The sequence below is a fragment of the Pseudomonas sp. S2_B10 genome (genome assembly GCF_054668425.1).
This window is the reverse complement of sequence record NZ_CP162768.1, coordinates 1,098,590-1,125,144: the sequence shown is the minus strand read 5'-3', so window position 1 is coordinate 1,125,144 and position 26,555 is coordinate 1,098,590. Positions and strand designations below refer to the sequence as shown.

Below are 26,555 nucleotides of genomic sequence, written 5' to 3'. Positions count from 1 at the left end.
TCGGTGAACCGTTTAAGCGTCATCGCCCGCAGGGCCGGGCCTTTGCAAAATAGACCGTTGCGCGATTATCCGCAAAACCCCGTTACACGGCGGTGACACACGGATAAGGGCCACAAAAAAAGCTCCCTTTTCGGGCGAAATCCGGTATAGTGCGCGCCGGCCTTTAACCGGGCCGCGTTTAGGTAGCGCATTTCCCGAAGTCAGCTTCGGCTGCACGTCCGCATTGCGGGCTCTTCCTTGACGATTCATCTTCATTCATTCGTTTTCGCAAATCCCCGCCGACAAAGCTGCCAGGGCGACTCTTGAGTCTCAACACGGCATGCGCAGCTTTGGAGCATGGGTCTTTGCGGATGCACTTAGAGGCAGACCCATGACCCAGGAAACCGGCGGATTCGCCGCTTTTAATCTCAACCCGAATATTCTTGCAGCCGTCGCAGCGACTGGCTACGAAGAGCCTTCGGCGATTCAGCAGCAATCGATCCCGATCATCATGGCCGGCCAGGACATGATTGGCCAGGCGCAAACCGGTACCGGTAAAACCGCCGCGTTCGCACTGCCTATCCTGCACCGCATCGATCCTGCCAAGCGCGAACCGCAAGCCCTGATCCTGGCGCCAACCCGAGAGTTGGCGCTGCAAGTAGCAACCGCTTTTGAAACCTACGCCAAGCAAATGCCAGGCGTCACCGTCGTGGCTGTCTACGGCGGCGCGCCGATGGGCCCGCAACTCAAGGCAATCCGTAATGGCGCACAGATTGTTGTCGCTACTCCGGGTCGTCTGTGCGATCACTTGCGTCGCGACGAGAAAGTCCTGTCGACCGTGAACCATCTGGTTCTCGACGAAGCTGACGAAATGTTGAAGCTGGGCTTCATGGATGACCTGGAAGTCATCTTCAAGGCTCTGCCATCGACCCGCCAGACCGTGCTGTTCTCGGCGACCCTGCCGCAGTCGATCCGCGCCATTGCCGAACGCCATCTGCGCGATCCGCAACACGTCAAGATCCAGACCAAGACCCAGACCGTTACCGCGATCGAACAGGCTCACCTGTTGGTTCACGCTGACCAGAAAACCTCGGCCGTGCTCAGCCTGCTGGAAGTCGAAGACTTCGACGCCCTGATCATGTTCGTGCGCACCAAGCAAGCCACTCTGGACCTGGCCAGCGCCCTCGACGCCAAAGGCTACAAAGCCGCCGCGTTGAACGGTGACATCGCCCAGAACCAGCGTGAGCGCGTCATCGACTCGCTGAAAGATGGCCGTCTGGACATCGTTGTCGCCACCGACGTTGCTGCCCGTGGTCTGGACGTTCCGCGCATCACTCACGTGTTCAACGTTGACATGCCGTACGACCCGGAATCCTACGTGCACCGTATCGGCCGTACCGGCCGTGCCGGTCGCGAAGGTCGTGCACTGCTGCTGGTGACTCCACGTGAGCGCCGCATGCTGCAAGTGATCGAGCGCGTAACCGGTCAGAAAGTTGCCGAAGTGCGTCTGCCGGACGCTCAAGCCGTTCTCGATGCTCGCATCAAGAAACTGACCAACAGCCTGTCGCCGCTGGTTGCTGATGCCGAATCGACTCACGGTGAGCTGCTCGACCGCTTGACCGCCGACATCGGTTGCACCCCGCGTGCTCTGGCTGCTGCGCTGCTGCGCAAAGCCACCAATGGTCAAGCGCTGAACCTGGCCGCAATCGAGAAGGAACGTCCACTGGTGCCGAACAACGCACCGCGTGGCGACCGTCCTGAGCGTTCCGGTGATCGTCCTGATCGTGGTGACCGCGAGCGTCGTGCGCCAATGCCTTTGGGCGAAGGCCGTGCTCGTTGCCGTACCGCGCTGGGTGCGCGTGACGGTATCGCTGCGAAAAACCTGCTGGGCGCCATCCTCAACGAAGGCGGTCTGGCCCGTGAAGCGATCGGTCGCATCCAGGTGCGTGACAGCTTCAGCCTCGTCGAGCTGCCGGAAGAAGGTCTGGAAAAACTCCTGACCAAACTGAAGGACACTCGCGTGGCCGGTAAGCAGCTCAAGCTGCGTCGCTACCGCGAAGATTGATCCGCCCTCGGGCTGATTGATCGAACATAAAAAATCCCCGACTGGTTCGGGGATTTTTTTTGCCTGTTCATCGGGCGACACAACACCTTGTGGGAGCTGGCTTGCCAGCGATGACGTCAGCCGAAGCGATAAATATCCATACCCAGCGCCCCCATCGTGAAACCCTGATGCGCCACGCTGAAAACCCCGCCAGCACCGCGAGCAAAGAATAACGGCAACAAATGCTCATCACTCGGGTGACTACGCACGGCATTCGGCGCCTGCTGGCGATAATCATGCAGCGCCGTTTCATCGTCGGCCGCCAGCTTGTCGATCATCCAGTCACGAAAATCCCGCGCCCACGGTTCAATGCTTTCCGGGCCGGCATGCCAGTCCAGCTCGCGGAGGTTGTGGGTGATGCTGCCGGAGCCGATCAACAGAATGCCGTGTTCGCGCAGGCTCGCCAGTGCACGGCCAACTCGCGTCTGCAATGCCGGTCCGCCGCGACTCGGCAACGAGACTTGCACCACCGGAATATCGGCCTGCGGATACATCAAAGACAGTGGCACCCAAACACCATGATCGAACGGTCGTTGCGGATCGAGCCGAGCCGGCAATTCATGGGCGTTCAGCAGTTCAGCCACTTCGGCGGCCAGCTGCGCATTGCCCGGTGCCGGGTACTGCACTTCAAACAGCGCACGGGGGAAACCGCCGAAGTCGTGCCAGGTTTCCGGATGCGGGTGGCTGCTGACCAGCAGTTCCTGGCTTTCCCAGTGTGCAGAGACGATGACGATGGCTTTGGGACGCGGCAGTTCGGCGGCCAGTCGCGCCAGTGCCGGGCCGCTGGCACCGGGCTCCAGCGCCAGCATCGGTGAACCGTGGGAGATAAACAGGCTGGGCAACATGGACGGGCTCCTGAGCGCTAAGATGAACCATCTTCAGTCAGATCATCGATCTGAATCCAATATAAGTTTCTGCGGTTTTTCATCGGTTTTTCGGGAGTGATCCATGCAGCCTGAGTTTTGGTACAAGAAATGGGATTCGAACCAGATCGGCTTTCATCAGCCCGAGGCCAACCCGTATTTGCAGCGCTACTGGCCGGAGCTGGCGATTGCACCGTCGGCGCGTGTGCTGGTGCCGCTGTGCGGGAAGAGTCTGGATCTGCTCTGGCTTGCCGGGCAGGGACACCAGGTGATTGGGGTTGAGCTAGCGGAAAAGGCTGTCGAGGAGTTTTTCAGCGAACATCAGTTGCAACCGCAGATCAGCGAGCAGGGCGCATTCAAGGTTTATCGCAGTGTTGCGTTCGAATTGTGGTGCGGTGATTTTTTTGCGCTGACGGCCGAGGACGTCGCAGATTGTACTGCGCTGTATGACCGCGCCGCGCTGATTGCCTTGCCGGACGCGATGCGCCAGCGCTACGCGGCGCATTTGCAGCACTTGCTGGCGCCGGAGATGAAAGGGCTGGTGATTACCCTGGATTACGATCAGACGCAGATCCCGGGACCGCCGTTTGCGGTGAATGATGATGAGGCGCAGCGGTTGCTCGGCCAGGGTTGGCAGCTGGAGAAACTGGAAGAGCGAGATATTCTGGCTGAGAGCCCCAAGTTTCAGCAGGGCGGGGTTAAGTGGTTGGTGGAGCGGGTTTATCGGGTTTCTGCCTGATGGTTTTCTGTTAGCAGATCCGGCGTCTTCGCGAGCAGGCTCGCTCCCACAGGGGAATGCGTTTCAAAGGTGGGAGCGAGCCTGCTCGCGAATGGGACTTTGCTGACAACGCATGATCTGAAGATACAAAAAAAGGCCCGCATCACTGCGGGCCTTCTTTCTTATTGCGATCAAATCAACCGCGACGACGCAGTGCGTCAATACGCTCTTCCAGCGGCGGGTGGCTCATGAACATGCGGGCGAAGCCCTGTTTGATGCCACCGTTGATGCCGAAGGCGTTCAGGGTGTCGGGCATATGCACCGGCAGGCCCTGTTCGGCGCGCAGACGTTGCAGAGCACCAATCATCGCGCTGGTACCGGCCAGGCGGGCGCCGGCTTCGTCGGCACGGAATTCGCGCTTGCGCGAGAACCACATGACGATTGCGCTGGCGAGGATGCCCAGCACCAGTTCGGCGAAGATGGTCGCCACGTAATAGGCGATGCCCTGGCCTTCTTCGTTCTTGAAGATGACCTTGTCGACGAAGTTGCCGATGATCCGCGCGAAGAACATCACGAAGGTGTTCACCACGCCCTGGATCAGAGCCAGCGTGACCATGTCGCCGTTGGCGACGTGACCGATTTCGTGGGCCAGTACGGCTTTCACTTCATCGGGCGAGAATCGCTCGAGCAGGCCCTGGCTGACCGCGACCAGCGCGTCGTTCTTGTTCCAGCCGGTGGCGAAAGCATTCGCTTCGTAGGCCGGGAAAATCCCGACTTCAGGCATCTTGATCCCGGCTTCGCGGGACAATTGCTCGACCGTTTGCAGCAGCCATTGCTCATGACGAGTGCGTGGCTGGCTGATGATTTGCGTACCGGTGCTCATCTTCGCCATCCACTTGGAGATGAACAGCGAGAACAGCGAGCCGGCGAAACCAAAGACCGCACAGAAGACCAGCAGCTGACTGAGGTCGAGGTCGACCCCGTTGGCCGCCATGAACCCGTTGAAGCCGAACAGGCTCAGGGTGATGCTGGCTATCAGCACGACCGCCAGGTTAGTGGCCAAAAACAGCAGGATGCGCATCATGGTTGTAGAACTCTCCTCAAGCTAAAGATGTAGCGTACTGCGGGGTATATAAGGTGCGGCACCGGGCTATTCAACCGAGTGACTATTTCAAACTGTGTCCTACAGCGGTTTCTTGAGGAAAAAGAAAATTCCCACCCTCGATTCCGATACGGATGACACAGCCTTTCGCCCCGCCGCCATTAGGTCAGACACGTCTGTACGGCTCGCATCGCAAGTGTAGAAGGGCTGCAAAGGCGCGGAACAAAGATGTGTTGCTGAATCAGACAGTGCGCAACAGCCAATCCGTTGCGCACTGCTGGCCATTACTGGCGGTAGGACTTGAGGAAGTTGCCGATGCGGCCGATGGCCATTTCCAGATCATCGACGCGGGGCAGGGTGACCACGCGGAAGTGGTCCGGCCACGGCCAGTTGAATGCCGTGCCCTGGACCACCAGCAGTTTTTCGGAAAGCAGCAGGTCGAGAACGAATTTTTCGTCGTTGTGGATCGGGCAGACCTTCGGGTCGATTTTCGGGAACGCATACAACGCGCCCATTGGCTTCACGCAGCTGACGCCGGGAATATCGTTGAGCAACTCCCAAGTGCGATTGCGCTGCTCCAGCAGGCGACCCTGCGGCAGCACCAGATCGTTGATGCTCTGGTAGCCGCCCAGCGCGGTCTGGATTGCGTGCTGGCTCGGCACGTTGGCGCACAGGCGCATGTTGGCCAGCATGTCGATGCCTTCGATGTAGCTCTGCGCGTTGTGTTTCGGCCCGGAAATGGCAATCCAGCCGGAGCGGAAACCGGCCACGCGGTAGGATTTCGACAGGCCGTTGAAAGTCAGGCAGAGCAGGTCCGGGGCCAGCGAAGCGGTGCAGATGTGCACGGCGTCGTCATAAAGAATCTTGTCGTAGATCTCGTCGGAGAACACCACCAGATTGTGCGCCCGGGCGATTTCCAGCATGCCCAGCAACACTTCCTTCGAGTACACCGCACCGGTCGGGTTGTTCGGGTTGATGATCACCATGGCCTTGGTGTTCGGGGTGATCTTGGCCTTGATGTCGGCCAGATCCGGGAACCAGTCGGCGCCTTCGTCGCACAGATAATGCACAGCGTTACCGCCAGCGAGGCTGACGGCAGCGGTCCACAGCGGATAGTCCGGGGCTGGCACCAGCACTTCGTCGCCATTATTGAGCAGCGCCTGCAGCGACATCACGATCAGCTCGGAAACGCCGTTGCCCAAGTAGATGTCTTCGATGCCGACACCTTCAACCTGCTTCTGCTGGTAGTACTGCATCACCGCCTTGCGCGCGCTGAACAGGCCTTTGGAGTCGCTGTAACCTTGCGCGGTCGGCAGGTTGCGGATCACGTCCTGGAGGATTTCGTCCGGCGCTTCGAAACCAAACGGCGCCGGGTTGCCGATGTTCAGCTTGAGGATGCGCTGGCCTTCCTCTTCCAGTCGTTTGGCGTGCTTGAGCACTGGGCCGCGAATGTCGTAGCAGACGTTGGCGAGCTTGTTCGATTTGCTGAACTGCATGGCGATGTGATCCCGAAAATGAACGATCCAGGCGGCAAATGGACAACCGTACTGGGATTGCTGCGTCTTCGCACAGGCGGAGGTCTGGCGCTTTAGCGCTCAGAATCCGTTTGAATGCGCCCGGTCTGGCTGCCAGACTGGCGCGTGACGAGGCGCAATCATACGTGCCGCCCGATCCGTGGAAAAGGTACAGATCGGGCTTTTTCAGCCGCTGAGGTGTGATGATGGAAAAGTTGCAGAAAACCCTGGAAGAATGGCGTGCCATGCTCGACCCCGAGCAGTACAACGTCTGCCGCCTGAGTGACACCGAGCGTCCGTTCTCGGGCAAATACAACAACACCAAAACCGACGGTGTCTACCACTGTGTCTGCTGCAACGAGCCGCTGTTCGATTCCAAGACCAAATTCGACTCCGGCTGCGGCTGGCCGAGCTTTTACGCGCCGATCGGCGATAGCGCGATGGCTGAGATCCGCGACACCAGCCACGGCATGGTCCGCACCGAAGTGAAATGCGCGCGCTGCGATGCGCATCTGGGGCACGTGTTCCCGGATGGCCCGCCACCGACTGGCCTGCGTTATTGCATCAACTCGGTGTGCCTGAATCTCGAGCCCCGGGAATAACCGAAACAGGCGACATCGCGTCGCCTTTTTATCGGTCAATTAGATTGCGCACAATTCAATTGCTCGTTATGTTTGCGCTTTCCTGACCATTGCGGAGCCGACCTATGAGCGACAACCTGCTGAATATCCCCTGCACCACCATCAAGGGTGAGCAAAAGACCTTGGCCGATTTCGCCGGCAAAGCAGTGCTGGTGGTCAATACCGCGAGCAAGTGTGGCTTCACTCCGCAATACAAGGGCCTCGAAGAACTCTGGCAGACCTACAAAGACCAGGGGTTGGTGGTATTGGGTTTCCCCTGCAACCAGTTCGGCAAACAGGAGCCGGGCAATGAGGGCGCCATCAGCGAGTTCTGCGAGCTGAATTTCGGCGTCAGCTTCCCGCTGTTCAAGAAGATCGACGTCAACGGCGCCGATGCTCATCCGCTGTTCGTGCAGTTGAAGAAGCGCGCCCCGGGCCTGCTCGGCTCGCAGGGCATCAAGTGGAATTTCACCAAGTTCCTGATCGGCAAGGATGGCCAGTTGGTCAAGCGTTTCGCCCCGACGACCAAGCCGCAGGACCTGAGCGGCGAGATCGAAGCTCTACTGAAATGAGCCTGGCGGTTGATTCGCTGAAGCTCGACAGCCAGTTGTGCTTCAAACTGTACGCGGCCTCGCGGGCGGTGATTCGCGCCTACAAGCCGATGCTCGATCAGTTGGGCCTGACCTACCCGCAGTACCTGGCGATGCTGGTGCTGTGGGAATGGCAGGATGCTGCGCCGGAGCAACCGACGGTCAAGGCCTTGGGCGAACGCCTGGCCCTGGACTCGGGGACGTTGACGCCTTTGCTCAAACGTCTGGAGCAGAGCGATCTGGTCCAGCGTCGGCGCTCGGCGCGGGATGAACGCGAGATGCACCTGAGCCTGACGCCTGCCGGAACAGCACTGCGCGAGCAGGTCGGGCCACTCAAGGCGCGCCTGCTGTGCGACAGTGGCGTAGATCTCGACCGGCTCAATGATTTGCGCGCCGGCCTCGATCATTTGCTCGGGCAGATCAAAGGGCTTTAGTAGTCGGCATCCACTGATCAAGCAACGCGGCGAGTTCTTCGCGGCGAAACGGTTTGGCCAGATAGTCGCTCATGCCCGCCGCGCGGCAGCGTTCGCGTTCCTCGGACATGGCATTGGCGGTCAGCGCGACAATCGGCAGATTCGGCCAGCGCCCGCTCTGGCGAATCTGCCGACTGGCTTCATAGCCATCCATCACCGGCATGTTGCAATCCATCAGCACCAGATCGAAATCGGCAAACTCCAGTTGATCCAGCGCCTCGGCACCATGGCCCGCCACCACTACATCGCAGCCAAGCTTGCCGAGCATGCCTTTGGCGACCAGTTGATTTACCGGGTTGTCCTCGACCAGCAGCACCTTGCCCCGGCGCGCGGACGGCAAGGCATCCGCTTGTGCTTCGTTGAGGGTGGCGGCGTCCGGTTGCAGAATCCGTCGCAGATGCTGGTACAGCGCGTTGCGCGCCAGCGGCCGGGCTTGCTGCTGCAAGGGCGCGAGGGCGGCGGCTTCTTCGCTGGGCAGAAAACTGCCGTAAGCAGTCACCAGCAGAATCGGCGCGGTGATGCTCGGGCGCAGACCGAACAGGCATTCCGGGCAATCGGTGATCAGCACATCCGGATTCAGGCCCAGCAGCGAATCGTCAATAGTGCGCTGCGTGTATTCCAGGCCCCACACCGGCAACAGGCTTTTCAGCAATTCCGCCAGACCACTGCTGGCAGCGGTGATGGCGAGAACCTTGCCGCGTAACGGTATCGGCGGCAGCGCGCGGGTGTGAGAGGGCAGTGGCAGTTCGGCGCAGAACTGGCTGCCGAAGCCGCTTTCGGAGCTGATGGTCAGCCGACCCTGCATCGCTTCGCACAGGTTGTACGTCAGCGCCAGTCCCAGCCCGGTGCCGCCGTACTGACGGGTGATACCGGCGCCGGCCTGGGTGAACGGCTGGAAGATTTTCACCTGCGCTTCCTGGGCGATGCCTATGCCGGTGTCGCAGACTTCGATGCGCACGCCACCCTTGTACGCCGACAGACGCACATCGACCCGACCGAAGCGGGTGAATTTCAGCGCGTTGGACAGCAGGTTGCTGACGATCTGCCGCACCCGGGTCGGGTCGCCCAGCACCAGCGCCGGGAAGTGCGGCTCGATCAGACAGGTCAGCTCGACGCTTGGCGCGGCGTTCTGCGAGAGCAGGTTGGCGGTGTCTTCGATCAGCGAACCGAGGTCGAAGGGGATGTTTTCCAGCTCCAGTTGCCCAGCGTCGAATTTCGACAGGTCGAGAATATCGTTGAGCAGTTCCACCAGCACCTTGCCCGAGTCGTGGGCGATTGACAGTTGTTGCTGCTGCTCGGCGTTGAGCGGGCCATCCAGCGACAGCGCGATCATCCCCAGCAAACCGTTGAGTGGCGTGCGGATCTCATGGCTCATATTGGCCAGAAACGCCGAACGCGCTTCGGCCATGTCCAGCGCAGTGCGGCGGGCCACTTCCAGCTCTTCGTTGGATTGACTGAGGCGGGCGTTGATTGCCTTGAGTTCGGCGGTGCGCGCAGAGACGATGTCTTCCAGTTGCGCGAGGTATTCGGTCAGGCGGTTTTCCGCGGTGCGCCGTTGCTGGATTTCGGTGGCGATGTTCTCGAACTGCTGATTGGCGACCTTGACCAGCACGCCGATTTCATCGTTGCCGTGGCCGGCCGGGCACTCGAGCGTGGTCGGCTCGGCGCTGCGCGGGTCGCGACCGCTGAGCTCACGGATGACCCGCACCAACGGCTTGGTCAGCATCACGTAGAACAGCGCCAGGAGGATCCCGGTCAGCAGCAGGCTGCGGGCAAAACCGTTGAGCAGGGTGACTTCCGCGCGGCGCAGGAAGCGGCTGCCGAAGGCATAAGTGTCGACTTCCAATTTGAGAATGCCGAGGGATTCGTTGGGCAAGTGGTCGAGGTACAGACGATCTTCGAAATGACGCTTGGCGCCGAACAGGAAGTCGCTGATCAGCCGATAGCTGCTCTGCAGTTCCGGGCGTTTGACGCTGGCCAGCACGGTATCGTTGTTGTCGATCAGTTGCGCGGCGATGATCGCCGGCGAGCGCAGCAGGCCCAGGGTGAGCTCCTGCGCGAGCTCGGCGTCGATGTTATAGGCGATGCGCGAGGCCGGATTGTGGCTGATTTCCAGCAGCGCGAGGATTTCACGGTTGATGGAAGCGTCTTCGCTGGCATAATCGATGCCGATCTGCAGCAGACTGAGCAGGGTGCCCAGAATGAACCCGACCAGCACGGTAAGCCTGGCTTGCTTGTAAGACAGCCGGTGGGTGAATTTGATATCCATGGGTTGTTGAACCACTTCCGTTTCCCTTCGCTGCTCAAGCATAGTCGATCATGCAGGGATACCGAGGTTCCCGAATCGCCTTGTAACAAGGCTTGCTGAGGCGATTTTATCTGTGTGTCGTCGCTGGATCGTCATCATCACTGTGAAAGTGCCCGAGGAGAAGACGTGGATTCCCGATTGAATGCTTTTCTTGAACGCGCCGAGTCGGTTCTGGCGCGAATCGAACCACTGTTGCCGGCACCGCGCCCCGTCATTGACTGGAACACATGCCTGGCAGCGCGCTGGCAGCGTGACGGTCGCAGCGGTTACCTGTTGCCGCTGGAAGTCAGCCTCGACATGCGTCTGTCCGACCTGATCGGCGTCGACCGGCAGTTGGAGCAGTTGGGGCGCAACACACAACAATTTCTTGATGGCATGCCGGCCAACCACGCCTTGCTCTGGGGTTCACGCGGTACCGGCAAGTCTTCGCTGGTGCGTGCGTTGCTGGCCGAGCACGCCGGTGCCGGCCTGCGTCTGATCGAGATCGAACGCGATCACTTGGCTGACCTGCCACGCGTGGTCGAGCAAGTCGCCAAATTGCCGCAACGATTCGTGCTGTTCTGCGATGACCTGTCGTTCGAATCCGGCGAAGGCGACTACCGCGTGCTGAAAAGCGTGCTCGACGGTTCGCTCGAGCAGGCCCCCGACAATGTCTTGTTGTACGCCACTTCCAACCGCCGCCACCTGGTGCCGGAAAAGGAAAGCGACAACGAAAACTGGAAGCGCGTCGACGGCGAACTGCACCCGAGCGAAGCGGTGGAAGACAAGATCGCCCTGTCCGACCGTTTCGGTCTGTGGCTGTCGTTCTACCCGTTTACCCAGGAACATTTTCTCAACGTCGTCGAGCACTGGATCGGCCAGTTGGCCGCCAAGGCCGGCCTGAGCTGGCAGCGCGACGAAGCACTGGACATCCTCGCCGTGCGCTGGGCCACCGGCCGCGGTAATCGCAACGGACGTTGCGCGTATCAATTCGCCCGCTACTGGGTGGGACTGAAATTGCTGGAGCACAAGGCATGATTGATTTGCAACAAAGCGGCCAGGGCCTCGAGGGCTACGGTATGTTGGCCGCGCAACTGGAATCGCTACTGGCGGACGAACGCGACTTCATCGCCAATGCCGCGCAGTTTTCCGCGTTCCTGTTCAACCAGCTCGATGATTTGAACTGGGCCGGTTTCTACCTCAATCGTAACGAAGAGCTGGTGCTCGGCCCGTTTCAGGGCCAGATCGCTTGCGTGCGCATCCCGTTCGGGCGCGGTGTTTGCGGCGCCGCTGCTGCCAGTCTGCAAACCCAGCGCGTCGAGGATGTACATGCCTTCCCGGGCCACATTGCCTGCGACAGCGCTTCCAACAGCGAACTGGTAGTGCCTTTGGTCAAGGACGGTCGCCTGATCGGCGTGCTCGACCTCGACAGCCCGAAGCTGGCGCGTTTCGGCGCCGAAGATCAGGCCGGCATCGAGCAACTGGCGGCGATTTTCCTGCGCCTGACCGACTGCTGATCAACCGCTGAGGCCAGCCTTGTGCATCAGGCTGGCCGTGTCCACGCTGTCGATTTGCGCGGGATCGAGAAACCGCGTTGCGTACTGCATGTACACCCCTTCGTTGATGAACAGGCCGAACAGCGGCGCATCGATGTGCGCTTCACGGCACATGGTCGCCATGATCCCCAGAGCGTCGCTCAGCGACTTGGCTTTCTTGTAAGGGCGATCGGCGGCGGTCAGCGCTTCGAAAATATCGGCAATCGCCATCATCCTGGCCGGCAGGCTCATCTCCTCGCGTTTCAGCCGTTTCGGATACCCGGTGCCGTCCATTTTTTCGTGATGGCCGCCGGCGATCTCGGCAATGCTGTCCAGGTGACCGGGGAAAGGCAGGTGGCTGAGCATCATGATCGTCTGCACCATGTGATGGTTGATGATGTAGCGCTCTTCGCGGGTCAGCGTGCCGCGGGCGATCTTCAGGTTGTACAACTCGCCGCGGTTGTACTTGTACGCGGGCACATCGAGTTTGAAGCCCCAGGGGTTGTCCTCGGGGATCAGTTCGCTCTTGTCGCGTTCGATCAGATGCTCGGGTTTGTCGGCCAGCAGACTTTCACTGACGGGCAGCAGCGGCGCAGGGGTTTTCGCCTGGCGGCGGTTTTCTTCCCATGACACACCGAGGCGATCATCAAGTGTGCGCAGCCATCTGCGTTGCGCCACTCGCTCGAGGCGTTGCAGGTCGGCCTCGGCCATGGCCTCGCCACCGAGATTGCAGCGGGCGACAAAGGCGAAGTCGTTGTCGAGCATCAGCAACTCACTATCACGGTCGCGGGCCAGCGCCGCTTCGTCTGCACCGCTTGCCAGGGTCTGCCAGTAGTTGATCCACACGTCACGCTTGAGCACTTCGAAGCGGGTGCGGATTTCATGGATGCGGTCGTTGATGGTCTCGAGCTTGGTGGCTTTGTCGACCACGTATTCCGGCGTCGTGACCTTGCCGCAATCGTGCAACCACGCTGCGATGTGCAACGCCTCCCATTCATCCTCGCTCGGTTGGTAAGCGCTGAACGCCGGGTCCTGGCTTGCCGCAGCAGCCTGGGCGAGCATCAACGTCAGTTCCGGCACCCGCTGGCAATGGCCGCCGGTGTAGGGGCTCTTGGCGTCGATCGCGCTGGCCAGCAGTTGGATGAAGGCGTCGAGCAGTTGTTTCTGCCGCGCTTGCAGACGCTGACTTTCGATGCTCACCGCCGCCGCGCCGGACACTGCCTGCAAGAAGGCAATTCGGTCAGGCCGCAGCTTTTCCAGATCACTCGGCTCACCACTGTCATTGACCAGCAGAATCAGCAGGCCGATGGTTTCATCGTGCTGGTTGTGCAGGCGGATGCCGATCAGGTGAATGCGCGGTGATTCCATGGCCAAAAGGATTTTCTGCAAGTCGCCGGCCTGATCGAAGCCCAGATGGCTGACCGTATTGTTGGCGCTGGCCAGTTGCTCGAACCACGCCGGCCCGGTGTTTTTATGGAGCTCTCGTCCCTGAATGTCGAACGCCTCCAGCCTCTGCGGCACGCCATCAATCACCAGTCCATAAGGTTCCATGCGCGCGCCGTCGGCTTCGCGCAGGTAGATCAGACCGGCCTGGGCCTGAGCAATCTGTACGGTTTCGAACAGCACACGTTCGAGCAGCGGGGCAAACCGGGTTTCGGCGCACAGGCTGTCGGTGATGCGGAAGAAACTGCCCAGGGTTTCTTTCATCCGCGCCATCGACAGGCTTAATTGATCGACTTCCAGTACGGGCGAGCGGCGCGCCAGCGGAGAACTGAAGTCGAAGCTGCGGATCGCGTCGGCTTCCTTGACCAAGGCATGCAGCGGCTTGACCAGAATCCGCGAAATCACCCAGCCCAATGGCAGGCACAGCAACAGGATGGCCAGGGTGATCAGCGCGCCTTGCCAGCGCATCCGGAACGCATCCACCAGTAATTCGTCTTCCGGCACCAGCAGCGCCAGTTGCAGACCTTTCGGCCCGCCTTCCTCGATGCCGGTGCGTGCGACGATCCATTGCCGGTCGTTTACTTGCAGACGCTTGCCGATATTGTCGGAGCTGAGCAGCGCGTTCAGCTCAGGGCTGAGATCGGCCGCTCTGGCCAGACGCGCAGTGCGGTCATCGACGATCAGGCGATGGCTGTCGGGGTAGGCCACGGCGTTGCCGTCGGTGTCGTACAACGCGATCTCTGTCGAGGGCGTGACCCGGTGCTTGCCCAGGGCGGTCGACAGCGAAGCGAGGGTCAGGTCGGCGCCGATCACCGCGTTCTCGCCGCTGCGCCGGGCCAGCGTGGTGCCGACATTGTGGGTCGAGAAAAATACATAGGGCTCGGTGGTGATTTGCCCGGCCTGTTGCAGGGCGTCGCTGAACCAGGTCCGGCTGCGCGGATCGTACCGCTCTTGGGGATGCTCGCGGCGGTTGATCGGTGTCAGGGCCTGATCAAAGAACAATGATTGCGAGCGTATGGCGCCTTGTGGAGCATGCTCGATGCTCCAGACTTGATAGGCCGCCGCTTCCGGCGCCTGAAGCTGTGCCTTCAGAGCCGGAGTACGCAGCGCGCGCACCATGAAGAAATCGCCATTGGCGTAACCCAGATACAGCGACGCCAGCGCCGGGTTGTCGGTGAGCGACTGGCTGAAGGGTTTGAGCAAGGGCAGGCGTTGTTCCAGATCACTCGCGTGGGCCGCCGGGGTGTCCGCCAGCAGGCTCAACAGGTTGCGGATCGGCTGATAGGTTGCCTGCAGATCGAGGCGTACATCCTGCTCGATGCGGTCAAACAGCTTTTCGCTGCTCGACAGGATGATCTGCGTGGTCTGGTGGTAATTGAACAGGCCCAGCACCACGCCGGTGAGCAATAAAAGAAAGGTGAACATGACGCTGATGTGCACGTGCAGCGGCAACCGGCGTTGCTCGGGGCGCAGTGGGCTGTGCATTGCAGGCTCTCCATGAATGTTTAACTCACTGCTCAGCGTCCAAGCATAGTTAAGACTCGCTCACTGCGCCTTGATCGGCCAGGGACAATTGCTGCTGCAGGGCCTGCGCCAGTTCGAGCATCGCCTGGCTGGTTGCCGCCCAGCGACGGGCAATCTCCTGTGACGCGAGCGCTTGCTGGCAGGCGTCCTCGAGCTCATCGCAACATTCGATCAACCGCGAGGCCTGCGCGATGCGGGCTGCGCCCTTGATCTTGTGCGCAACCACTGCCAGCGCTTCGCGATCATCCTCGGGCGACAGCCTCAGCAGTTCTTCGCGGTCGAGACGGCTGCTCTTGAGCAGTTCCACCAGCATGCGCCGGGTTTGCCCGGGGTTGTTGCCGGTCAGCAGGCTCAGACTTTGCAGGTCGAAGACCGAGGCCGGTGATGCCGGCGTGATGCCGTCGATCCATTGTCCGAGCAAGGTCAGACTCAACGGTTTGAACAGGCAGTCGTCCATGCCGGCGAGCTTGCAGCGCTGGACTTCTTCGGGCTGGGCATTGGCGGTGAAACCCAGCACGGTGCACGGCGGGCGGTGGTTTTGCAGTTCAAGCTGACGAATCCCACGGGTCATGTCATAGCCGTTCATCAAGGGCATGTTGCAGTCGACGATCACCAGATCGAAATGATCGGCCTTCCACCGCTCGAGGCCGCTGCAGCCATCTTCGGCAATGCTGAAGCGATGACCGAGAAACTCCAGTTGCTGACACATGAGCAAACGGTTGGCCGGATGGTCGTCGACAACCAGGACATGTAACGGCGTTGTCGCAGGCTTGATCAACGGTTCGCTTTTCGGCGGATTCGCCTTCGCCGGCAGGCTGTCCAGCGGCAGCGATATGCAAACCTGAGTGCCGATGCCGGGCTGGCTGCTCAACTGCAGTTGTCCGCCCATCATTTCGCACAGGTTGCGACTGATGACCAGCCCGAGTCCGGCGCCGTTTTTTGCCTGCCTACTGCCGTTATCCGCCTGCGAGAAAGGTTCGAACAAGCGCTGTTGATCTTCGGCGCTGATGCCTGAGCCGCTGTCCTGCACGGTCAGCTGCATCAATGTTCGCCCAGCAGCGTCTGCCGGGATCAGGTCGAGGGTGATCCGCACGTGGCCGCTTTCGGTGAACTTGATGGCATTGCTGACCAGGTTGGACAGCACTTGCTTGAAGCGCAGCGGATCCAGGTGCACATCCACAGCCGGGTTCGGCGGGTTGAAGACGACTTGCAAGGCAAGGTTTTTCTGCCGCGCTAGGCCGTCGAAGATGCGCGCAACGGAGGTCACCGTGTCGACCAGATTGATCCACTCCGGGGACAGGCTCAGGCGCCCGGATTCGATACGGGCAATGTCGAGAATATCGCCGATCAGCCCGAGCAGATCCTTGGCCGAATGGTAGGCCGTGTCGATCGAAGCGCGATCGGGGTGTTGCGGATCGATGCGTCGCAGGGTCAGTTCGAGCATGCCGATCACGGCGTTCATCGGTGTACGGATCTCGTGGCTCATAGTTGCCAGGAAGGTACTTTTGGCCCGGTTCGCCTCGTCTGCCTGTTCTTTGGCCGCACGCAGTTTTTCAAACAATTGGCGGCGTTCACTGATATCGATCCAGCCGCCAATGATGCCCTGAACGGCACCGCTGGAGTCGCGGTAGGGAAGTATCCAGTGGTAAATCGTCAGGCGGCGGCTGCCGATGTGCAGAGGCCGGTCGAGTATCAAGGGAATGCCTTCGGCAATGACTCTCTGGTAATCGGCCTGGAACGCCTCGGCCTCGAACGCATTGCTCAGAGTGCCTTGCACGACGCCTTTGCCGATGATGTCCTCGCGTCTGGCGTTGAACGCTTCGAGATAACTGTCGTTGCAACTTTGCAGCAGACCCTGGCGATCTCGCACGTAGATCGGGTGTGGTGTGCCGTTGACCAGCGAGCGCATGAACTCCAGTTGATCGTTCAGCGCGCGTTCGGCGGCCTGACGTTGCTTGATCTGGTGGCGCATGTAGGCGTTCCAGGTCAGTAACAGCAGCAGGATCAGGCCGGCGGCCGCGACTACTTGATAGAACAGGCGCTGATAGTTTTGCCAGATGTTCTGGGAGGCGGTGGAGTAACCGCGCCAGCGACCGTTGATCACGCCGAGCTCCTCGGGAGCGATGCTCAGCAGCGCCTTGTTGATGATCGAGGCCAGTTCGGTGTTGTCACGGGCGGTCGCCAGCGAGAAGGCTGCCTGACTGGTGCCGATCGTGGTGGTGATTTGCAGTGGCCGATCGAATATGCGCGATGAGATGAAATAGTTGGCGATTACCAGCGAGTTCACCGCGCCGTCGACGTGATTGTCGGCCAGCATCGACACGGCGCTGAAGGTGTCGGGGGTTTCGATCAGTTCGATGCCCGGAAAATTCTCATGCAAGTAGGCGACCAGCGGATTGCCTTGGGCGATCGCCAGACGCTTGCCTTTGAGTTGGGCCAGGTTGGTCGGGCTGTCGGCGCTTTTGCGGGTCAGCAGCACGTAGGAATTTTCCAGATAGGGACGACTGAAACTCAGGTTTTTTTCACGTTCGGCGCTGGGCAGCAGGGCGGCAATCAGATCGGCTTTGTGATTGTCGATCTGCCTGATCATTTCCGCATCGTTACGGCTGCGCTGGATTTCGAAACGCAGGCCGGTACGCAAGCGGATCAGCTCGAGCAGGTCGGCACTGATGCCGCGGAAATTGCCGGCGCTGTCGAAGAAGGTCAACGGTGCGTACGCCTCATTGACCACTACGCTGACGACGGGATGCTGCTTGAGCCAGTTCTCCTCACGATCCGTCAGCTGGAGTTTACTGTCGGTGAGCAGCAGGTCGCTGCCGGCGCTCCAGCGTTTGGCGATGTCATCGCGCTGGCTGCGCGGGATCGCTGCTAGCACGGTGTCGATGATGCCCAGCAACTGCGGATTGCTGCGCCGCACGGCGAAGCTGAAGCCATGGGCTTCCTGCTTGCCGAAGTTGGCCATGCGGACGTTATTGAGATAGCCCTTGTTGATCATGTAATGGGTGGAGAGGGTGTCGCCGAGAAACACGTCGGCCTGGTCGAAGGCCACCGCGTTGATTGCGTTCTGATAGGACGGATAGCAGGTGATCAGCGCTTTGGGATACAGCGCCTTGATCTCCGGCAGCGGCAAATAGTGATACACCATGCTCAGGCGCAGGCCGGCGAGGCCTTCGGTTAGCGAGCGGGTTTCATCTTCGCGGGTCACCAGTACCGGCTGATCGACCGCGTAAGGTGTGGAGAGCGCGAGGTTGGCATTGCCTGCTTCGTAGCCGTTGGCTGTGCCAAGCAGGTCGATCTGGCCATCGATCAAGGCGCGAATGGCAGCCTCGCGCGAGGGAAAGCGTTGCACGCGAATCGGCAAACCGGTGGCTTGACCGAGAATCCCTGCGTAATCGGCGGTCAGTCCCTCGTAGTCCTGGCCACTGACGGTCATGTCGAATGGCGGGTAATCAGGTGCGGAGGTACCCAGTTTCAGTTCGCTGCGAGTCTGTAGCCATTGCCGTTGTGACGATTGCAGGACAATCCCGACAGCCTCGGTTGCCGAGCGGCTGAGCAACGCATAGTCGGGTGAGGGGCTTGGCGAGGCGAAGGCATTGGCGCTCAGATACAGAACGGCGCTCAAGGTGATCAGGTAGTCCTTCAGACGGCTGGGCATGTGGGGTCTCACACGAGTGCGTTGCGTTTGGCCATCTCGATAAGTTCTACAAGGGATCTGGCTTTGAGTTTTTGCATCAGGCGCTTTTTATAAGTGCTGACGGTCTTGTTGCTCAGAAACATGCCCTTGGCTATTTCCTTGTTGGTACGTCCCTGAGCAAATAACTGCAATACCATCAGTTCGCGGTCATTGACGGATTTGAACAGTTCAAGTTCAGCGTATCGAGTGTCGTCGGCGCGCACCGGATTAAGCGCTTGACTGGGAAAGTAGTTATAACCGGAAAGTACCGCTTTGATTGCGCTGACCAATTCGCTCAAGTCTTCCTGCTTGCAGACATATCCCGATGCACCGGATTGCATGCAGCGGATACCGAACAGCGTAGGACACTGCGCCGTCAGAATCAGAATCTTGAAATTGGAACCCATGGTGTTGAAGCGGGCCAGTACTTCGAGGCCGTCCAGCTTGGGAATGCTGATATCGAGAATGACCAGGTCGGGCATGCATTCACGGACCATCTGCATGGCATCGACACCGTTATCGGTCTCACCGACGACCTTGTAGCCTTCATGTTCCAGGAGCATTCGCACGGCGAGGCGGATGACCGGATGATCGTCCACAATAAAAACGGAGTTCATAAATAGAGTCCCATGCAAGCATGAATAAAGCGCGCACCTTAGCTCAGATGCATGAGCACTCGCATGGACTGGTAGTGTCGCGACTACGTTATCGGATTAATCCTACGCGTAATGAAGAAATGGACTACGTTGAAATTAGGATTGGCGTAAGGAACACGAGCGTTCAATTCGCCGAAGATGGAAATTATCCGAGAGCCAATATTGATCTCCAATTATTTACTGGTGTTTAAAGTTGTGTTTAACAAGTGCGGTTCGTTTTGGTTGGTTGCCTGGGTCAGCGCGATCCAGTCTGACCAGTTTAAAGAACGCGTATAACGTTCGTGGCGAAAACTCACCGGGCATCAGCCGGCCAGACCAATGGCCGGCTGATGCGGGACGATCAATGACTTGAGCGGCCGGTCATTTCCAGTGCCATGTCACTGGCGTAACTGTCGGTCATGCCGGCGATGAAATCGATCATGCGCAGAAACGAACTGTGCAGCGAACCTTGAGGGTCCGGCGCATTGTTGCCGAGCAAATCGAGAATACGCCGGCTCTTGAACGACGGCGTGCGGCCGTTGTGCTGCTCCAGCGCGGCACCGCAGAACGAATTGAGCAGAATCTCCAGCGTGGTATACGCGCCGATCTCATGCAGCGTCTTGCGCTTGTCCTGGAAGATCTTCTTGCGCGCGATGTCCTTGGCGTTCAACACGCAGCGCTTTGCCGGCCCGTGCATGTGTTCGACCAGATCGCCGTGCAGTGTGCCGGCGAGCAGGGCATCCTGCTGTTCGACAAATGCTCGCGCTGCCGCGTTGGTCAGGTGCTCGATGGCCTTGCCGCGCAGGATCGCCAGTTTGCGCCGCCGGGAATCCTGCGGGCCGAGCTGGCGATAGGTTTCCGGCAAATCGTCGCCGACCAGACCGAGCAGCAGTGACTCGACTTCGGCGTATTCGAGCAGCTCCATTTCCAGACCGTCTTCGAGATCGATCAGCGCATAGCAGATGTCATCGGCAGCCTCCATCAAGTACACCAATGGATGGCGTGCCCAGCGCTGGTCTTCGATTTGCGGGAGACCGAGTTTGTGCGCGATCTGTTCGAGCAGCGGCAGTTCGCTTTGGTAGCAGCCGAATTTGTGTTTCTTGTAGCCGAGGGAGTCGGCGTGGCGCGCGGTCCACGGGTACTTCAGATAGGTGCCCAGCGTCGCGTAAGTCAGGCGCGTGCCGCCATCGAACTGGTGATATTCCAGCTGCGTCAGCACGCGAAAGCCTTGAGCATTGCCTTCGAAATTGAGGAAATCACCACGCTCGGCCTCGCTCATGCCGTCCAGCCAGCCACGTCCGGCGGCTTGTTGAAACCAGTGGCGAATCGCGTCTTCGCCGGAATGGCCGAATGGCGGATTGCCGATGTCATGGGCCAGGCAGGCCGACTGCACGACCATGCCGAGGTCGGCCGGGTCGCACCAGTCTGGCAGCGCGCTGCGCAAGGTTTCACCGACACGCATGCCCAGCGAACGGCCGACACAACTGACTTCCAGCGAATGGGTCAGGCGCGTGTGAATGTGATCGTTGCTGGTGACCGGATGCACTTGGGTCTTGCGCCCGAGGCGGCGGAAGGCCCCGGAGAAAATGATGCGGTCATGGTCTTTGTGAAAAGGGCTGCGGCCGAGTTCTTGGGGGCTGTGCAGCGGCTTGCCGAGGCGTTCGCGGTTGAGCAGGGTTGGCCAATCCAAGGCTGAATCTCTCCGTCTGGTGACTGATCGCCCTAGCTTCCCGGTTCGGCTGCGCGCCTGCAAGCGGAACTACAGGCCTGCTGCGTCGATATCGATCAACAGCAAGCGTTCACCGTTATCGAAAAACTGCCCCGCAGTCAGGCAATACTGGTTGCTGGTGGCATCGCGATAGGTGTTCGACAGGGTCAGGCGGCGTTCTTCCCAGCCTTCGGCCAGCAGATGATAGAAATACGGTCGCCACGACCAGTTGTGCCCCAGATAGCGGTCATCGGCAAACCAGCCGTCATGGCGCCATTCGAGGTTGGGAGTCAGTTGCGTGCCGTGGCGGTCGCACTGATAAAAGCGCAGCAGCCAGGGAAACGCCTGCAATTGCGGCAACGCACTGAGCGGGGCGCGGGCCTGCGCCCATTGCTGCAGAATCGCCATCAGTTCGCTGAGCTGCTGACGCATTTGCATCAGCCGCCCGCGCTCGCTGAGTTTCTGCTTCACGTAGCGTTGCCGCAATTGCGCGAAATGCGCGACGAAGGCATCGGTAGCGAAGAATTCTTCTTGTGCTCGGGCGAAGAGAAATCCCTGCACATAGCGCGAGCCGCACTCCAGCGCGAAATTCAGCTGCGCTTCGGTTTCGACGCCTTCGGCGATGATCCAGCAGCCGGTTTTCTCGGCCATCTGGGCGAGAGCCTTGACCACATCGCTGCTCGGTCCGCCGAGGGCTGCAGCCTGAAACAGGCGCATATCGAGCTTGAGAATGTCCGGTTGCAGGGCCAGGACCCGATCCAGCTGCGAATAGCCTGCGCCGAAATCATCAATGGCGATTCTCGCCCCTGCGTCACGGTAGCGCCCGACCACGTGGGCCAGGCGTTCGCTGTTACCACCCAGTTCGGTGATTTCAAATACGATGCGCTGCGGATCAACCTCGTGTCGCGCCAGTTGTTTGAGACTTGGCAGCGCTTGATCGGCGCGCAGGCGGCTGATCCAGCGTGGCGACATGTTCAGGCTGAGAAACCACTCGGCCGGCGCTTCATGCAGGCGGCTGAGGGCGTGATCACGGATTTGCCGGTCGAGACGGCGCAAGGCAGTGGCCGGCGTGCGCGGATCGGCGAACAACGGTCCTACCGAGGTCAGTTGACCATCGCTCTGACGCAGGCGACCCAATGCTTCGACGCCTGCAATGCGGCCGGTGGCGGTATCGATGAAAGGCTGAAAACAGGCGAGCGGTTGCCCGTCGATCACGGCAAGTCCTTAATCTCGTTTTTGGTTTGGCCGCGCTTGCCGGATAGGCACGCGGGATGGAATCTCCCGATAAGGAGATTCATCCCGGCGCTACTGCAAGAATGTAGCCAGAAGGGCGATTCAGCGTTTGCCCGAGCTGTGCATGACCAGTCTGATCAGCGGCCCAAGCGTCGTGCCCAGACGCAGCAGTCGCGTCAAACCGCCACCACTGCTGCGTTTCGAGCCTTTGCCGGTGAGGAAACCCAGAAGCGTCACCGCCGCCACGCCCCACAACGGCGCATGCTTGATGCCGAAACCGTCCTGCACGTTCTGCTTCATGCCACGCATGCGCTGCAACGGTTGCAGCACTTGCGCGGTTTCGTGGCGGATTTCCTGACGGTGCATTTCCATGCGCAGACGGATCAGCGCCTTGCGCATTTCCCGGCGCGAGCTGTTGTGCGGAAGTTCAGGCAGGCTCATGGCAGCAGGCGCTCCCGGTCATTGGCCAGCTCTTCGAGCGTGCCGTGGAAAGGCGAGGACTCATCGAAAATCGCCGCTTTGAGGCGCAGACCGCAGAAGATCGACGCCAGCGTGTAAAACACGCACAGGCCGATGATCGCCGCCAGGCGGTAGGTGTCCCAGAAGATGATCATCACCAGCGTCGACAGACCTACCAGCAACAGCAGGGCAAAAACCAGCGCCAGGCCGGCGAACAGCAGCAGGCTGACAGTGCGTGATTTCTGCTCCTGCAGTTCGATGCCGAACAGTTCGACATGACTGTGCAGCAGGCCCAGAACGGCAGCGCCGAGGCGACGCGTGGAGGAGGCGGTGCCCGCAGTCGGGCCGGATTCACCGATCGACATGATCAGCGCCGAGTTGCCAGCAGGCCGATCAGAAAACCGACGCCGGCAGCGATGCCCACCGACTGCCATGGGTTGGCCGACACATAGTCTTCAGTAGCGGTTACGGCCGCCTGACCGCGCTCACGCAGGGTGTCTTCGGTCACCTTCAGGGTTTCCCGGGCACGCAGCAGGCTGTCATGAATCTGGGCACGCAGCTCATCGGCCTGATCACCCGCGAGGGTCTTGGTGTGTTCGAGCAAGCGTTCGGTGTCGGCGACCAGAGTCTGGAAGTCGTTCATCAGGATTTCTTGAGCAGTCTTTGCCTTGATGCTGGCCATGGGTGGATCTCCGTAGGTGGCTTTGAAGCGTTCGAGTATGAGCCTTGCGCGAAGGTTCAGTGCAAATGCCTGGTACAACTTTTGCTGTGTCGTGGTGCGCCGCTCGGCGTATGTGCGCTGTTGCCGGGCGTCCGAGCAGAAAACTCTAATTCATTTGCTCGCGGTTCGTGATCAGACATCGATATATGCGCCAAATCAGTTCATCAACCCTGCCGTTGGATATTTGATGAGTCGTAATTTGGTGCATGAAATGCACACATGAACCGCTTTGGTGCCTTTTAGCCTTGGGTCTGCCTCCTCATGGAAAATCTGCAAAGCGCTGTGGACACGCTGGTTCACAGCTCCAACACGTTGTTCATTCTGATCGGTGCGGTGATGGTACTGGCGATGCACGCCGGTTTCGCCTTTCTGGAGGTCGGCACGGTCCGGCAGAAGAACCAGGTCAACGCGCTGGCGAAAATCCTCAGCGATTTCGCCGTCTCGACCCTGGCCTATTTCTTTATAGGCTATTGGATCTCCTATGGCGTCACCTTCATGCAACCGGCGGCGGTGCTCACGGCTGACCATGGCTATGGACTGGTGAAGTTTTTCTTTCTGCTGACCTTCGCTGCCGCGATCCCGGCGATCATTTCCGGCGGCATTGCCGAACGCGCGCGGTTTGTCCCGCAGTTGTGCGCGACGGCGCTGATCGTGGCGTTTATCTATCCGTTCTTCGAAGGGCTGATCTGGAACGGCAACTTCGGTTTGCAAGGCTGGCTGGCGGCGCAGTTTGGCGCGGCATTCCATGATTTCGCCGGCTCGGTGGTGGTGCATGCCGTGGGCGGTTGGCTGGCGTTGGCCGCTGTTCTGCTGCTCGGCCCGCGCAATGGTCGCTATCGCGATGGGCGCCTGGTCGCGTTCGCGCCGTCGAGCATTCCGTTTCTCGCACTGGGCTCGTGGATCCTGATTGTCGGCTGGTTCGGCTTCAACGTGATGAGCGCGCAAACGCTGCAAGGCGTCAGTGGCCTGGTCGCGGTCAACTCGCTGATGGCCATGGTCGGCGGTACCGTCGCGGCGTTGATCGTTGGGCGCAATGACCCGGGCTTTCTGCATAACGGTCCGTTGGCGGGATTGGTGGCGGTTTGTGCCGGATCCGACCTGATGCATCCGGTCGGTGCGCTGGTAACGGGCGCGATTGCCGGAGCCTTGTTTGTCTGGTGCTTTACCGCTGCGCAAGTCAAATGGCGTATCGATGATGTCTTGGGTGTCTGGCCGTTGCATGGTTTGTGTGGCGTGTGGGGCGGGATTGCCTGCGGCATCTTCGGTCAGTCTGCGCTGGGTGGCCTGGGCGGCGTCAGCCTGATCAGCCAGTTGATCGGCACTGCGCTTGGCGTCGCGGTGGCGCTGGTCGGCGGCTTCGTCGTCTACGGCGCGATCAAGGCATTGCATGGGCTGCGCCTGAGTCAGGAACAAGAGTATTACGGCGCCGACCTGTCGCTGCACAAGATCGGCGCGGTGAGTCAGGACTAGATTTCCTCATCATTGGCTCCGGGATAGAAACCGTGGAGCAGGCGATAGCGATCGATACGCACTTGATCGACCTTCTCCTGCACTTTGTGCGCGGGCAGGCCAAGCATGATCAGCGCGTGTGAAGCGAGCATCAGGCTCGACTCCAGAAGCTCCGGCACCACCTCGGTGGCGCCGGCAGCTCTGAGTTCCGCCGATTGGCTGTCGTCACGGGTGCGTACCAGAATCGGCACCTGTCGGTTGAGGCGGCGGGCTTCACGCAGAATGCGCAACGCCACATCACTTTGATCCACGGCAATCACCAGCAGCCTGGCGCGCAACAGGCCGACGGCTGTAAGCAGATCGCCACGCGCCGAGTCGCCGTAATGCACGTCGCTTTCCGCGGATGCGGCTTCCTGCACCCGCACCGGATCGTTGTCCAGCGCAACATAGGCTTGCCCCGCATTGCCCATGAAGCGGCCGATGGATTGGCCGACGCGACCGTAGCCGCAGATCACCACGTGCTGGTCGAGGTCGGCGTTGAGCGCGCTGATCTGTTCGATCTGCGCTTCCTGATTGGGCTTGCGGTGCAGCACGGCCGCAATGCGCGGCGCCGCACGCAACAGCAGTGGCGTGAGCAGCATCGAACAGAACGTCGCCGCGAGCAGCAGCGCCCCCGGCTCGGCCGGCAACAGACTGTTCTGCTGCATCTGCGCCATCAAGGCAAAACAGAACTCCCCGCCCTGGGCCAGGGCCAGACCGCTGCGCCACGCGGTTTCGCTGTCACTGCCGCGCCACTTCACCAGCAGCGCGACCACGGTGCCCTTGATCAGCATCAGGCCAAGCGTCAGGCCGATGATCAACAGGCTGTGACTGACGAACAGTTGCAGGTCGATGAGCATGCCGATGCTGACGAAGAACACGCCGAGCAGAATGTCGCGAAAGGGCCGGATGTCAGCTTCGATCTGGTGCCGGTAATGGCTTTCCCCGAGCAACATGCCGGCAAGGAAAGCGCCGAGTGCAGGCGACAGCCCCAGCAAGTGCGTGAGCCAGGCAGTCAGCAGCACGATCACCAGCGCCAGCAGGACGAACAGCTCCGCCGAACGCGAGGCCGCCACTTCATGAAACAGCCGTGGCAATAACCAGCGACTGGCGAGCAGCAGGCCGAAGAACAGCACCAAGGTTTTGCCCAGGGTCAACGGCAAGGCCCAATACCAGGCCTGCTCGCTGGTGCCGGCGAAGACCGGAACCAGTGTCAGCAGCAATACCGCGACAACGTCCTGAAACAGCAGCACGCCGACCGCGTTCTGGCCGTGGCTGCTGAACACTTCACCAAGACTGCCCAGCTCCTTGGTCACGATCGCCGTGGATGACAGCGATAATCCGCCACCGAGCAACAGCGCCGGCATCAGCGGCATGCCCAGGCCCATCAACAGGGTGCCGAGCAGCGCTGCGCTGATCAGCACTTGCTGACTGCCGAGGCGAAACACCACCTGACGCAGCGCAATCATCTTCGACAGGGAGAACTCCAGGCCTAGCGAAAACAGCAGAAACACCACGCCCAGCTCGGCGACATCCGGCAGATGTTCGCTCTCGTTGACCCAGTCGAATGCGTTCGGCCCGACCAGTAATCCCACGCACAGGTAACCCAGCACCGGCGGCAGTCGCAGGCGCCGGAACAGGGCAATCACCACCAGGGATGAGGCGAGGATGATCAACAGATTTGCAAACACGGGACACTCCGCTGTCAGGGCGTTGGCCTCTGAAGCGTAGAGGCAAAAAGTCCGCGAGGATGACGCATTTGCAATTTGCGCTGAATGATTTGCGTCAGGATTTTGCGCCGGGAGCGTTGGGTCCTTTGAGCGGCGCTGGGTCGACGAGGGTTTAGTGGCGTCCTAGAATGGGCTCACTTGTTTTCCGGTAATGCC

The 26,555-nt window shown here is 60.2% G+C and carries 21 protein-coding genes; 8 read left to right on the top strand and 13 right to left on the bottom strand.

From position 1 onward, the window contains the following. The first annotated feature begins 370 nt into the window (after positions 1 to 370). Positions 371 to 2,044, top strand: coding sequence for a DEAD/DEAH box helicase (locus AB4O45_RS04865; RefSeq protein WP_016770859.1), 1,674 nt, complete (start codon positions 371 to 373; stop codon positions 2,042 to 2,044). 116 nt (positions 2,045 to 2,160) lie between these two features. Here AB4O45_RS04865 and AB4O45_RS04860 read toward each other — a convergent pair whose 3' ends face one another. Continuing rightward, positions 2,161 to 2,928, bottom strand: a complete 768-nt coding sequence (locus tag AB4O45_RS04860; protein ID WP_460161136.1) for a DODA-type extradiol aromatic ring-opening family dioxygenase — start codon at positions 2,926 to 2,928, stop codon at positions 2,161 to 2,163. 103 nt (positions 2,929 to 3,031) lie between these two features. On the opposite strand from AB4O45_RS04860, the gene AB4O45_RS04855 reads away from it, so the two are divergent. Next, a complete protein-coding gene (locus AB4O45_RS04855) occupies positions 3,032 to 3,685 on the top strand; it encodes a thiopurine S-methyltransferase (RefSeq protein ID WP_431078149.1) in 654 nt (217 codons plus the stop codon). A 175-nt stretch (positions 3,686 to 3,860) separates the two neighbouring features. Here the strand turns inward: AB4O45_RS04855 and htpX are convergent, their stop codons facing one another. Continuing rightward, positions 3,861 to 4,748 (bottom strand): protease HtpX, encoded by an 888-nt coding sequence (htpX, locus tag AB4O45_RS04850; protein WP_007908619.1) that lies wholly within the window; start codon positions 4,746 to 4,748, stop codon positions 3,861 to 3,863. A gap of 302 nt (positions 4,749 to 5,050) precedes the next feature. Next, positions 5,051 to 6,262, bottom strand: coding sequence for a pyridoxal phosphate-dependent aminotransferase (locus tag AB4O45_RS04845; protein ID WP_016770856.1), 1,212 nt, complete (start codon positions 6,260 to 6,262; stop codon positions 5,051 to 5,053). A gap of 224 nt (positions 6,263 to 6,486) precedes the next feature. Here AB4O45_RS04845 and msrB point away from each other — a divergent pair, with 224 nt between their 5' ends. From msrB to AB4O45_RS04830, 3 genes are all read left to right on the top strand, one after another. Continuing rightward, positions 6,487 to 6,882 carry a peptide-methionine (R)-S-oxide reductase MsrB gene (msrB, locus tag AB4O45_RS04840; RefSeq protein ID WP_353187508.1) on the top strand — a complete coding sequence of 132 codons (396 nt, stop codon included), beginning with the start codon at positions 6,487 to 6,489 and terminating at the stop codon, positions 6,880 to 6,882. 104 nt (positions 6,883 to 6,986) lie between these two features. Next, positions 6,987 to 7,472 carry a glutathione peroxidase gene (locus AB4O45_RS04835; protein WP_016770854.1) on the top strand — a complete coding sequence of 162 codons (486 nt, stop codon included), beginning with the start codon at positions 6,987 to 6,989 and terminating at the stop codon, positions 7,470 to 7,472. Further along, positions 7,469 to 7,924 (top strand): MarR family winged helix-turn-helix transcriptional regulator, encoded by a 456-nt coding sequence (locus AB4O45_RS04830; protein WP_056788501.1) that lies wholly within the window; start codon positions 7,469 to 7,471, stop codon positions 7,922 to 7,924. Before AB4O45_RS04835 ends, AB4O45_RS04830 begins: the two co-directional genes overlap by 4 nt. On the opposite strand, the gene AB4O45_RS04825 is transcribed toward AB4O45_RS04830, so the two are convergent. Beyond that, entirely contained in the window at positions 7,911 to 10,232 is a 2,322-nt protein-coding gene (locus AB4O45_RS04825; RefSeq protein WP_460161135.1) for a hybrid sensor histidine kinase/response regulator, read from the bottom strand. The two genes, AB4O45_RS04830 and AB4O45_RS04825, sit on opposite strands and share 14 nt — an antisense overlap. A 165-nt stretch (positions 10,233 to 10,397) precedes the next feature. On the opposite strand from AB4O45_RS04825, the gene AB4O45_RS04820 reads away from it, so the two are divergent. Continuing rightward, positions 10,398 to 11,288 carry an ATP-binding protein gene (locus AB4O45_RS04820; RefSeq protein ID WP_041478431.1) on the top strand — a complete coding sequence of 297 codons (891 nt, stop codon included), beginning with the start codon at positions 10,398 to 10,400 and terminating at the stop codon, positions 11,286 to 11,288. Further along, positions 11,285 to 11,767 carry a GAF domain-containing protein gene (locus tag AB4O45_RS04815; RefSeq protein ID WP_016770850.1) on the top strand — a complete coding sequence of 161 codons (483 nt, stop codon included), beginning with the start codon at positions 11,285 to 11,287 and terminating at the stop codon, positions 11,765 to 11,767. Before AB4O45_RS04820 ends, AB4O45_RS04815 begins: the two co-directional genes overlap by 4 nt. Here the strand turns inward: AB4O45_RS04815 and AB4O45_RS04810 are convergent, their stop codons facing one another. From AB4O45_RS04810 to AB4O45_RS04775, 8 genes are all read right to left on the bottom strand, one after another. Beyond that, the gene (locus AB4O45_RS04810; protein WP_460161134.1) at positions 11,768 to 14,713 is read right to left on the bottom strand and encodes an HD domain-containing phosphohydrolase; all 2,946 of its coding nucleotides are present in this window, start codon (positions 14,711 to 14,713) and stop codon (positions 11,768 to 11,770) included. It abuts the gene before it with no gap. A 49-nt stretch (positions 14,714 to 14,762) separates the two neighbouring features. Next, on the bottom strand, positions 14,763 to 18,407 hold the full coding sequence (locus tag AB4O45_RS04805) for a transporter substrate-binding domain-containing protein (RefSeq protein WP_460161133.1): 3,645 nt from the start codon (positions 18,405 to 18,407) through the stop codon (positions 14,763 to 14,765). An 8-nt stretch (positions 18,408 to 18,415) separates the two neighbouring features. Continuing rightward, positions 18,416 to 19,042 carry a response regulator transcription factor gene (locus AB4O45_RS04800; protein ID WP_016770847.1) on the bottom strand — a complete coding sequence of 209 codons (627 nt, stop codon included), beginning with the start codon at positions 19,040 to 19,042 and terminating at the stop codon, positions 18,416 to 18,418. A gap of 379 nt (positions 19,043 to 19,421) precedes the next feature. Continuing rightward, complete coding sequence (locus tag AB4O45_RS04795) at positions 19,422 to 20,750, bottom strand: deoxyguanosinetriphosphate triphosphohydrolase (protein ID WP_016770846.1); 1,329 nt, start codon at positions 20,748 to 20,750, stop codon at positions 19,422 to 19,424. 69 nt (positions 20,751 to 20,819) lie between these two features. Further along, a complete protein-coding gene (locus AB4O45_RS04790) occupies positions 20,820 to 21,983 on the bottom strand; it encodes an EAL domain-containing protein (protein WP_041478435.1) in 1,164 nt (387 codons plus the stop codon). Between the two features lie 120 nt (positions 21,984 to 22,103). Then, positions 22,104 to 22,442 (bottom strand): hypothetical protein, encoded by a 339-nt coding sequence (locus AB4O45_RS04785; protein ID WP_016770844.1) that lies wholly within the window; start codon positions 22,440 to 22,442, stop codon positions 22,104 to 22,106. After that, positions 22,439 to 22,825 carry a phage holin family protein gene (locus AB4O45_RS04780; protein WP_008079909.1) on the bottom strand — a complete coding sequence of 129 codons (387 nt, stop codon included), beginning with the start codon at positions 22,823 to 22,825 and terminating at the stop codon, positions 22,439 to 22,441. The genes AB4O45_RS04785 and AB4O45_RS04780 overlap by 4 nt, the downstream gene beginning before the upstream one ends. 2 nt (positions 22,826 to 22,827) lie before the next feature. After that, positions 22,828 to 23,142: an ElaB/YgaM/YqjD family protein gene (locus tag AB4O45_RS04775; RefSeq protein WP_016770842.1), complete on the bottom strand. Its 315-nt coding sequence runs from the start codon at positions 23,140 to 23,142 to the stop codon at positions 22,828 to 22,830. A gap of 300 nt (positions 23,143 to 23,442) precedes the next feature. Between AB4O45_RS04775 and AB4O45_RS04770 the strand changes: the two genes are divergently transcribed. Continuing rightward, positions 23,443 to 24,651: an ammonium transporter gene (locus AB4O45_RS04770; RefSeq protein WP_056788513.1), complete on the top strand. Its 1,209-nt coding sequence runs from the start codon at positions 23,443 to 23,445 to the stop codon at positions 24,649 to 24,651. Here AB4O45_RS04770 and AB4O45_RS04765 read toward each other — a convergent pair. Continuing rightward, positions 24,648 to 26,360 carry a cation:proton antiporter gene (locus AB4O45_RS04765; RefSeq protein WP_305381225.1) on the bottom strand — a complete coding sequence of 571 codons (1,713 nt, stop codon included), beginning with the start codon at positions 26,358 to 26,360 and terminating at the stop codon, positions 24,648 to 24,650. The two genes, AB4O45_RS04770 and AB4O45_RS04765, sit on opposite strands and share 4 nt — an antisense overlap. Positions 26,361 to 26,555: the final 195 nt, after the last annotated feature.

What these genes read in the sequence shown, in the direction of transcription:
- AB4O45_RS04835 (WP_016770854.1), top strand. Translation starts at nt 6,987, where the DNA reads ATGAGCGACAACCTGCTGAATATCCCCTGCACCACCATCAAGGGTGAG.
- AB4O45_RS04775 (WP_016770842.1), bottom strand. Translation starts at nt 23,142, where the DNA reads ATGGCCAGCATCAAGGCAAAGACTGCTCAAGAAATCCTGATGAACGAC.
- AB4O45_RS04785 (WP_016770844.1), bottom strand. Translation starts at nt 22,442, where the DNA reads ATGAGCCTGCCTGAACTTCCGCACAACAGCTCGCGCCGGGAAATGCGC.
- AB4O45_RS04805 (WP_460161133.1), bottom strand. Translation starts at nt 18,407, where the DNA reads ATGCCCAGCCGTCTGAAGGACTACCTGATCACCTTGAGCGCCGTTCTG.
- AB4O45_RS04770 (WP_056788513.1), top strand. Translation starts at nt 23,443, where the DNA reads ATGGAAAATCTGCAAAGCGCTGTGGACACGCTGGTTCACAGCTCCAAC.
- AB4O45_RS04845 (WP_016770856.1), bottom strand. Translation starts at nt 6,262, where the DNA reads ATGCAGTTCAGCAAATCGAACAAGCTCGCCAACGTCTGCTACGACATT.
- AB4O45_RS04860 (WP_460161136.1), bottom strand. Translation starts at nt 2,928, where the DNA reads ATGTTGCCCAGCCTGTTTATCTCCCACGGTTCACCGATGCTGGCGCTG.
- AB4O45_RS04825 (WP_460161135.1), bottom strand. Translation starts at nt 10,232, where the DNA reads ATGGATATCAAATTCACCCACCGGCTGTCTTACAAGCAAGCCAGGCTT.
- AB4O45_RS04810 (WP_460161134.1), bottom strand. Translation starts at nt 14,713, where the DNA reads ATGCACAGCCCACTGCGCCCCGAGCAACGCCGGTTGCCGCTGCACGTG.
- AB4O45_RS04815 (WP_016770850.1), top strand. Translation starts at nt 11,285, where the DNA reads ATGATTGATTTGCAACAAAGCGGCCAGGGCCTCGAGGGCTACGGTATG.
- AB4O45_RS04780 (WP_008079909.1), bottom strand. Translation starts at nt 22,825, where the DNA reads ATGTCGATCGGTGAATCCGGCCCGACTGCGGGCACCGCCTCCTCCACG.
- AB4O45_RS04865 (WP_016770859.1), top strand. Translation starts at nt 371, where the DNA reads ATGACCCAGGAAACCGGCGGATTCGCCGCTTTTAATCTCAACCCGAAT.
- AB4O45_RS04830 (WP_056788501.1), top strand. Translation starts at nt 7,469, where the DNA reads ATGAGCCTGGCGGTTGATTCGCTGAAGCTCGACAGCCAGTTGTGCTTC.
- AB4O45_RS04800 (WP_016770847.1), bottom strand. Translation starts at nt 19,042, where the DNA reads ATGAACTCCGTTTTTATTGTGGACGATCATCCGGTCATCCGCCTCGCC.
- AB4O45_RS04855 (WP_431078149.1), top strand. Translation starts at nt 3,032, where the DNA reads ATGCAGCCTGAGTTTTGGTACAAGAAATGGGATTCGAACCAGATCGGC.
- htpX (WP_007908619.1), bottom strand. Translation starts at nt 4,748, where the DNA reads ATGATGCGCATCCTGCTGTTTTTGGCCACTAACCTGGCGGTCGTGCTG.
- msrB (WP_353187508.1), top strand. Translation starts at nt 6,487, where the DNA reads ATGGAAAAGTTGCAGAAAACCCTGGAAGAATGGCGTGCCATGCTCGAC.